The organism is Lwoffella lincolnii (genome assembly GCF_002014765.1).
In the GTDB taxonomy this organism is placed as follows: Bacteria; Pseudomonadota; Gammaproteobacteria; order Pseudomonadales; family Moraxellaceae; genus Psychrobacter; species Psychrobacter lincolnii.
In genome coordinates this window covers 99,074-108,040 of record NZ_MUYT01000012.1, presented here as the reverse complement: position 1 = coordinate 108,040, position 8,967 = coordinate 99,074, and the positions used below count along the sequence as shown (strand labels likewise).

The following is an 8,967-nucleotide window of genomic DNA, read 5'->3' as shown; positions in this document are numbered from 1 at the left end:
CGTACAGTAGGTGCTGGTGTAGTATCATCTGTAAAAGACTGATTCTGATAGACTTATTTTAAGAACAGACAATTCACAAAACAAAAATCCACAAAACAAAAAAAGAGTCACTTCGGTGGCTCTTTTTTGTGGTTTGTTATTAAGACAGTGATTGACAGTGGCTATAATGGTTATAAGGATGGCGGTTATTAGGGGAGTAACAGCGAACAATAAAATTTTGTGAAATGCTTGCAAAAAACAATTATTTGCGTATAATAATGCAATTCAAACCACAGGCGATTGGCTCAATTGGTAGAGCATCGGTCTCCAAAACCGAGGGTTGGGGGTTCGAGTCCCTCATCGCCTGCCATTATATTCTCTTCGATTGATTTTGATTCCTTAAAAAGGCGTATCTATGAGCAATCAACAAGACACACTTGATGAAAAGCTTGCTCATGCCAAACAGCTTCTTAATCGGAGGGTAAAACCCAATACTGCAGTTGAAGTGGCTAAGACCAGATCACCCATTGATTATGTGCTTTGGATAGTTGCAGCCATCTGTTTAATAGCAACAACATTTGTAAGGGAACGTTTACCAGGTTATTTGGCTGCTGCTAATGATTTGTGGGTACAAATAGCAATTATCGTTGGTTTGATTGTGGTTGCTTTAGTGTGTTTAGCCATGACTCACCAAGGTAAGGCGTTTAAGACTTTATTAGTGGATGCAGGTGTTGAGCTTAGACGAGTTACTTGGCCTAGTAAAAATGAAACTTTTCATTGGACTTGGGTTGTGATGGTGGCGATTGTTGTTTTTGGTTTTATTGTGTGGTTATTAGACACCATATTTAACCAACTGATTGGTTATTTTATTGGCTAAAATGTGTGGTTGGCTAAGTGCATTGGTCATTTGTCAACACATGATGATTTTAAAGACTTCTGACACAAGAGGCATGACATGCGTTGGTATATTATTCAAGCATTTTCAGGTTATGAAAAACAAGTCCAACGTGCGTTGAAAGAACGAGTACAACGTAGTGATTTCTCTGAGATGTTTGGCGATATTTTAGTGCCAACCGAAGAAGTCATCGAAATGAAAGATGGCAAAAAACGCAAAAGTGAGCGTAAGTTTTTTCCTGGTTATGTACTCATCGAAATGGAAATGAACGATGATACATGGCATATTGTCAATGAATGTCCAAATACCATGGGCTTTATTGGGGGTACACCAGAAAACCCTGCACCCATTACTCAAGTAGAAGCAGATAGAATATTAAACCGTCTGAAGCAAGGTGAACAAGCACCACGTCCTAAAACCATATTTGAGCCAGGTGAAGAGGTGCTGGTTATCGATGGTCCATTCACTGACTTTAAAGGCATGGTGGAAAAAGTTGATTACGAAAAATCCAAATTGCATTTGACTGTTAATGTTTTTAATCGACCAACTCAGGTCGAATTGGAATTTAGTAAGGTTGAAAAACTAAACTAAATAAATCAAACTCACTGGGGAGCCTAATTGGCGTTATTACCCATAAGGAGACAACTCATGGCAAAAAAGATTGATGGCTACATCAAACTACAAGTGCCTGCTGGTAAAGCAAACCCATCACCACCAATTGGTCCTGCATTGGGTCAAAAAGGGGTGAATATCATGGCATTTTGTAAAGAGTTCAATGCGGCAACTGCTAACATGGAACCAGGTTTGCCAATTCCAACTGAAATTACTGTGTTTAATGATAAATCATTCACATTTATCATGAAATCACCACCAGCGGCTTATCTGTTATTAAAAGCAGCTGGCATTCAAAAAGGTTCTGGTGTGCCTAACGCAACTAAAGTGGGTAGTGTCACTCGTGCACAGCTTGAAGATATTGTTAAAACCAAAGAAGCTGATTTAACTGCTGCTGGTTTGGAAGCGGCGGTACGTACCATTGCTGGTACAGCACGCTCTATGGGCATCACTGTGGAGGGTGTGTAAATGGCTAAATTAACCAAACGTCAAAAGCTTATTAAAGAGCGTGTGGATAACGATAAGTTATATAGCATTGAAGAAGCTGTCCAAATTCTTAACGATTTGCCACCTGCTAAATTTAAAGAGTCTATCGATATCGCCATTAATTTGGGGGTTGACCCACGTAAGTCTGACCAAGTGGTGCGTGGTGCGACTAACTTGCCAGCAGGCACAGGCAAAACTAAGCGTGTTGCTGTGTTCGCTCAAGGTGCTGCTGCCGATGCTGCCAAAGAGGCAGGTGCAGATGTGGTTGGTTTTGAAGATCTTGCTGAAAGCATTAAAGCAGGTAACTTAGATTTTGATGTTGTCATTGCTGCTCCAGATGCCATGCGTGTGGTTGGTCAGTTAGGCACCATTTTAGGTCCACGTGGCTTAATGCCAAACCCAAAAGTTGGCACGGTAACACCAGATGTGGCTGAGGCCGTGAAAAATACCAAATCAGGTCAAGCTCAGTATCGTGTTGATAAAGCGGGTATTATTCATGCCACCATTGGTCAAATTGGCTTTACAGCTCAACAAATCGAAGACAATGCCAAAGCGTTGCTATCAGATTTAAAGCGTGCCAAACCAGCCACGTCAAAAGGCATTTATATCAAAAAAATCACGCTATCTAGCACCATGGGTCCAGGCATCACCATCGACCCTGTGCCTTATCGTGTTGCAAAATAAATTATACTCATGATGTTGATTGGTGTTTAAAAAAGCCAATTGATTTTAAAAAGCCAATTGGCTTTAATAATTAATTATTGAATTTAGGTCAGCATGAAATATCATGCTGTCTAAGACCGTAGGTGGGTGTTGCCATGATGTGGCTAAGTTTAATTGCCAATATTTCCAGTACCCTTAATCAGATCAATGTGTGGTTTGGCCTACGCAGACGGTGACCTTATTAGTTATTTTTATTTATCCTGATGTTGTCGTTATGACAGTTATGACTTTATGACTTGTCGTTATGACAATGGTTGAATGAATTAAGTATGGCTAAAAGGACCGTATTGGGTGTCACAGACAAATCGTGTTTTTATGTTTGTCTGTGATTTGATATCAAGCCTTGTTTTTAATGGCAAGGTAAGATTAAGGAGTCAACTTATGGCATTAACGCTAGAACAGAAAAAACAAGTTGTGGCTGAAGTGTCTGAAGTGGCTGCTAATGCCTACTCAGCGGTTGCTGCTGAATATCATGGGATTGAAGTTGCGAAAATGACCGAATTACGCAATAAAGCTCGTGAAAAGGGTGTCGTTTTAAAAGTGGTGAAAAATTCACTGGCAAAACGTGCTTTTGAAGGCACCGCATTTGAGTGCATGTCAGACGGTCTAACCGGTCCTGTCATTTTGGCTTTTTCTATGGAAGATTTGGGTTCTGCTGCTAGAGTCGTGTTTGACTTTAACAAAGAAAACAAAGATGCCCTAAAAACCAAAATTGTATCGGTTGGCGGTGAAGCATATGGACCATCAGAGCTTGAGAGAATCTCTAAACTACCAACCAGAGACGAAGCTTTGGCAATTTTGATGGCCACTATGAAAGCACCAGTAACCAAGCTTGCTCAGACCATGAAAGAAGTTCCTGGCAAGTTTGTTCGTACCGTTGCCGCAGTCAAAGACGCAAAAGACGCTGCTTAATTTTTTTGAATTATGTATTTTTGTTTAACGTAATTCAATCATTTAACCTTTTTAATCGGAGTTACACTCATGTCACTATCTAGAGAAGATATATTAAACGCCATTGCTGAAATGTCTGTTATGGACATCGTTGAGCTTATCAAAGACATGGAAGATAAGTTTGGTGTTACCGCTGCTGCTGCTGCTGTTGCCGCAGGTCCTGCTGTTGCCGCTGATGCTGGTGCCGCTGCTGCTGAAGAAAAAGATGAATTTGACGTTGTTCTTGCTGGCTTTGGTGATAAGAAAGTTGGTGTTATTAAAGCAGTTCGTGAAGCCACTGGTCTTGGTCTTAAAGAAGCCAAAGAGTTGGTTGAAGGTGCTCCTGCACCCATCAAAGAAGGTGTTTCTAAAGCTGAAGCTGAAGAGCTTAAGAAAAAGCTTGAAGAAGCAGGTGCTACTGTCGAACTTAAATAATCGACATTTTTCTGGGCAAAAAAGGCCAGTGGTGCATTGCATTGCTGGTTTTTTTTTATTATAATTAACGACTTAACTTTGACCACTGGCACGCCTTAAGGGTATTTCTTGTCTTAATAACTTGTGTGCGTCGCATGTATTAAGCCAAGCTGTCTGTATTCATCATCTGATTTATTATGCTAACCATGCTAATTATGTAAAGTCGACAATAAAGTGTTTTTAGGCTTTTTAGTTTGTTTGCTTGTATGATATTTGATGTGTGTATCACAGCAGTTGAACAATGTGTTTTGAGCAATGTGTTTTTTGATGTGAATTCAATGTCATTGTTCTTGTTCATCTCTTTGCTGATTTGGTAAGATTTCACATAAGGATTTCCCATAACATATGTGCATACGCATATCGGCAGAACCATTGATTATTATTTGCTAGACACCCATCGGTGTTTGGCGTTTTGTTGTGCGTGTTTTTTGCCATTATTGGATTGGTTTTGCCATATTGATGCCATGATGGTATGGGTCAATGGTTGATGGTCAAATGACGTTCTGTTTTAATCTTCGATACTAGGTTTTAATCTTCGATACCAAGCTGATTGGTTTGGTTGTTCATTTATCTACTTTAAGGACTATGAATGGCATATTCTTATACTGAAAAAAAGCGTATCCGCAAAAGCTTTGCCCAATTGCCCAATGTCATGGATGTGCCGTACTTGCTCGCCATCCAAGTGGATTCTTATGAGCAGTTTTTGCAAGAGCATAAAAAGCCTAAAGGTCGCTCTAATACAGGTCTGCAAGCGGCTTTTTCATCTATTTTTCCTATCGAAAGCCATACTGGTAATGCTGAACTGCAGTTTGTTGAGTATTATTTAGGTGAGCCTGAGTTTGATGAGCGTGAGTGTATTTTGCGTGGTTCTACGTTTGCTGCTCCTTTGCGTGTTAAAATTCGTTTGGTCATTAAGGATAAAGACAGCAAAGATAAAAACAGTAAAGCTGCCATTAAAGATGTGCGTGAGCAAACTGTATTTATGGGTGAAATTCCTTTAATGACACAAAATGGTACGTTCATTATTAACGGTACTGAGCGTGTTATTGTGTCACAATTACACCGCTCGCCGGGTGTGTTCTTTGATCACGATAAAGGCAAATCACATTCTAGTGGTAAAGTGCTGTATAACGCTCGCATCATTCCTTATCGTGGTTCTTGGTTGGATTTTGAGTTTGATGCTAAAGATTTGGTGTTTGCTCGTATTGACCGCCGTCGTAAGTTGTTGGCATCGATTATTTTGCGTGCTATTGGCTTGGATACTGCTGAGATTTTAGATATTTTCTTTGACAGCATTCGTGTTTATAAAGGTGCTGAACAGTTTGAGATTGATTTGGTGGCAGATCGCTTGCGTGGTGAGATGGCACAGTTTGACATTGTCTCTGCTGATGGTGAGGTGTTGGTTGAGCAAGGCAAACGCATCAATGCGCGCCGTATTCGTCAAATTGAAGAGTCAGGTTTGACTAAGCTTGCTGTGCCTGATGAGTATTTGTATGAGCGTATTTTGGCACACGATATTGTTGTGAATGATGAAGTCATTGCTCGTGCCAATACGTTAATCAACCATGAGTTGTTGGTTAAGTTGTCTAATTATGATGTCAAAGAGTTTGGTATTTTATTTACCAATGATATTGACCATGGTACTTATATTGCTGATACGTTGCGTGCAGACAGCACTGGTAGCCGTGAAGAAGCGTTGATTGAGATTTATAAGGTCATGCGTCCGGGTGAGCCACCAACTTTAGATACGGCAGAAAAGCTGTTTGAAAGCATGTTCTTTAATCCTGATCGTTATGATTTGTCTAATGTTGGGCGTATGAAGTTCAATCGTCGTTTGGGTCGCACGTTCGAAGATACAGATGATGTTGATGTGCAGCGTGAACGCAGTGTGTTGAGCAAAGAAGACATCATTGATGTGCTAAAAGAGTTGATTGAAATTCGTAATGGGCGTGGTGTGGTTGATGACATTGACCATTTGGGTAACCGCCGTATTCGCTCCGTTGGTGAAATGGCAGAAAACCAGTTCCGTATTGGCTTGGTGCGTGTTGAACGTGCGGTTAAAGAGCGTTTGAGTTCAGCTGAGTCAGATAATTTATCACCACAAGATTTGATTAATTCCAAACCTGTGGCAGCAGCGGTTAAAGAGTTTTTTGGCTCTAGCCAGTTGTCACAGTTCATGGATCAAAATAATCCATTGTCTGAAATCACGCACAAACGTCGTGTGTCAGCTTTGGGTCCCGGTGGTTTGACTCGTGAGCGTGCAGGATTTGAAGTGCGTGATGTGCATCAAACGCATTATGGACGTGTTTGTCCTATTGAAACGCCAGAAGGCCCTAATATTGGTTTGATTAATTCATTGGCTGTTTTTGCGAAGACCAATTCGTTTGGTTTTTTAGAAACGCCTTATCGTCGTGTTGAAAACGGTAAGGTTACTGATGACATTATTTATATGTCTGCCATTGAAGAAGTGGGTACGGTGATTGCACAAGCCGATTCACCAATGAATGAAAAAGGTGAGCTGACTGATGAGATGGTTACTGTACGTAGTCATGGTGAGACGGTGCGTATGCCTCCAGAAAAAGTCACGCACATGGACGTATCTCCAAGCCAAGTGGTTTCGGTTGCAGCAAGTCTTATTCCATTTTTGGAGCATGATGATGCCAACCGTGCGTTGATGGGTTCAAACATGCAACGCCAAGCTGTGCCTACTTTACGTGCTGATAAGCCATTGGTTGGTACAGGCATGGAGCGTCATGTTGCTCGTGATTCGGGGGTGTGTGTCATTGCTAAGCGTGGTGGTGTCATTGAAGATGTGGATGCGTCTCGCATTGTGGTGCGTGTCAATGAAAATGAAATGAAAGCAGGTGAAGCAGGTATCGATATTTATAACCTGATTAAGTACACTCGTTCTAACCAAAATACCTGCATCAACCAACGCATCATTGTTAACCAAGGCGATGAAATTGCTCGTGGTGATATATTGGCAGATGGTCCATCAACAGATTTGGGTGAGTTGGCATTGGGGCAAAACATGCGTGTTGCTTTCATGCCGTGGAATGGCTATAACTTTGAAGACTCGATTTTGGTTTCTGAGCGTGTGGTGAAAGAAGACCGCTTTACCACCATTCACATTCAAGAGTTGACCTGTGTTGCACGTGATACCAAGCTGGGTACAGAAGAAATCACTGCCGATATTCCGAATGTGGGTGAAGCTGCGTTGTCAAACTTAGATGAAGCAGGCATCGTCTATATTGGTGCAGAAGTTGATGCAGGGGATATTTTGGTGGGTAAAGTCACACCAAAAGGTGAAACCCAATTGACGCCTGAAGAAAAATTGTTGCGTGCCATTTTTGGTGAAAAAGCTGCTGACGTGAAAGACACGTCATTGCGTGTGCCATCTTCATCAAAGGGTACGGTCATTGATGTGCAAGTCTTTACCCGTGATGGTGTTGAAAAAGACAGCCGAGCTCAAGCCATTGAAAAGGCACAACTTGATGGTTATCGTAAAGATTTAAAAGAAGAACTAAAAATCTTTGAGCAAGCCACTCGTGGTCGTATCATCAGCCTGCTTGACAAGCAAAAAGTCAGCGGTGGTGCTGGCTTAAAAGCTGGTACAGTATTGACTGCTGATGCCATGAGTGAAATGACATTAGACACCTTACTTGACATTCAACCTGTTGATGAAGAAGTGGCAGAACGGCTGACACAAACGGCTGAATTTCTTAGCGATAAGCAAAAGCAAATCGATGACCGCTTTGCAGAAAAGAAACGCAAACTAACCGCTGGTGATGATTTGGCCCATGGTGTGCAAAAGATTGTCAAAGTCTATTTGGCAGTCAAGCGTCGCATTCAGCCTGGTGATAAAATGGCAGGTCGTCATGGTAACAAAGGGGTCATCTCCCGCATCATGCCCATTGAAGACATGCCTTATGATGAACATGGTAATCCTGTTGACATTGTGCTAAATCCATTGGGCGTGCCTTCACGAATGAACATCGGTCAGGTACTTGAGACCCATCTGGGTATGGCAGCACATGGCTTGGGTGAGAAGATTGACCGCATGATGAAATCACAGGTGGCGGTCAAAGAGTTGCGAGAGTTTTTAGATAAAATTTACAACCAAGTTGGTGGTGAGCCTGTTGATTTGTCCAGTTTGAATGATGAAGAAATTGTGGCGATGTGCCATAATTTGCGTGAAGGTGTGCCGATGGGTACGGCGGTGTTTGATGGTGCTAAAGAGACGCAAATCAAAGCCCTACTTGAGTTGGCGGATTTATCAACCACAGGTCAGCAGGTGCTTTATGATGGGCGTACAGGACAGCAATTTGACCGCCCTGTAACCGTCGGTTATATGTACATGCTTAAGCTCAATCACTTGGTGGACGATAAGATGCACGCACGTTCAACAGGGTCATATTCATTGGTGACGCAACAACCATTGGGTGGTAAAGCACAATTTGGTGGTCAGCGTTTTGGTGAAATGGAAGTTTGGGCATTGGAAGCATATGGTGCAACTTATACTTTGCAAGAGATGCTGACAGTCAAATCAGATGACGTCGATGGGCGTACTCGCATGTACAAAAACATCGTTGATGGTGAGCAGTACATGGATCCTGGTATGCCAGAATCATTTAACGTATTAACCAAAGAGATTAAGTCTTTGGGTATTAATATTGAGTTGATTGATAAAAAATAATGGCTGAGCGTGTGGCATGTTTCTTCCTTTATTGAAGATAAATTCATGTTGCACGCTGTCATCACTCGTCCAGATTGTTCATTTTATCTTGTGTTGCCTTGATTTTTTATGATGAGATTTTTGTTGTGATATCAGCATTATTTATCTAAAAAACATTGTTTAAAAAATACTG

General features: G+C 41.5%; 7 protein-coding genes and 1 tRNA gene. All 8 read left to right on the top strand.

All coding sequences use genetic code 11. From position 1 onward, the window contains the following. Positions 1 to 273 precede the first annotated feature (273 nt). Positions 274 to 349, top strand: a tRNA-Trp gene (locus B0682_RS08170). A 45-nt stretch (positions 350 to 394) separates the two neighbouring features. Then, entirely contained in the window at positions 395 to 856 is a 462-nt protein-coding gene (gene secE, locus B0682_RS08165) for a preprotein translocase subunit SecE (protein ID WP_078308115.1), read from the top strand. A 78-nt stretch (positions 857 to 934) separates the two neighbouring features. Then, complete coding sequence (gene nusG / locus B0682_RS08160; protein ID WP_078308112.1) at positions 935 to 1,465, top strand: transcription termination/antitermination protein NusG; 531 nt, start codon at positions 935 to 937, stop codon at positions 1,463 to 1,465. Positions 1,466 to 1,522: 57 nt separating this feature from the next. Continuing rightward, on the top strand, positions 1,523 to 1,954 hold the full coding sequence (gene rplK, locus B0682_RS08155; protein ID WP_078308111.1) for a 50S ribosomal protein L11: 432 nt from the start codon (positions 1,523 to 1,525) through the stop codon (positions 1,952 to 1,954). Continuing rightward, on the top strand, positions 1,955 to 2,656 hold the full coding sequence (gene rplA / locus B0682_RS08150) for a 50S ribosomal protein L1 (protein ID WP_078308109.1): 702 nt from the start codon (positions 1,955 to 1,957) through the stop codon (positions 2,654 to 2,656). 420 nt (positions 2,657 to 3,076) lie between these two features. Next, positions 3,077 to 3,607 carry a 50S ribosomal protein L10 gene (gene rplJ / locus B0682_RS08145; protein ID WP_078308107.1) on the top strand — a complete coding sequence of 177 codons (531 nt, stop codon included), beginning with the start codon at positions 3,077 to 3,079 and terminating at the stop codon, positions 3,605 to 3,607. A 69-nt stretch (positions 3,608 to 3,676) separates the two neighbouring features. Beyond that, the gene (gene rplL / locus B0682_RS08140; RefSeq protein WP_078308106.1) at positions 3,677 to 4,060 is read left to right on the top strand and encodes a 50S ribosomal protein L7/L12; all 384 of its coding nucleotides are present in this window, start codon (positions 3,677 to 3,679) and stop codon (positions 4,058 to 4,060) included. A gap of 628 nt (positions 4,061 to 4,688) precedes the next feature. Next, positions 4,689 to 8,795 (top strand): DNA-directed RNA polymerase subunit beta, encoded by a 4,107-nt coding sequence (gene rpoB, locus B0682_RS08130; RefSeq protein ID WP_078308103.1) that lies wholly within the window; start codon positions 4,689 to 4,691, stop codon positions 8,793 to 8,795. Positions 8,796 to 8,967 lie beyond the last annotated feature (172 nt).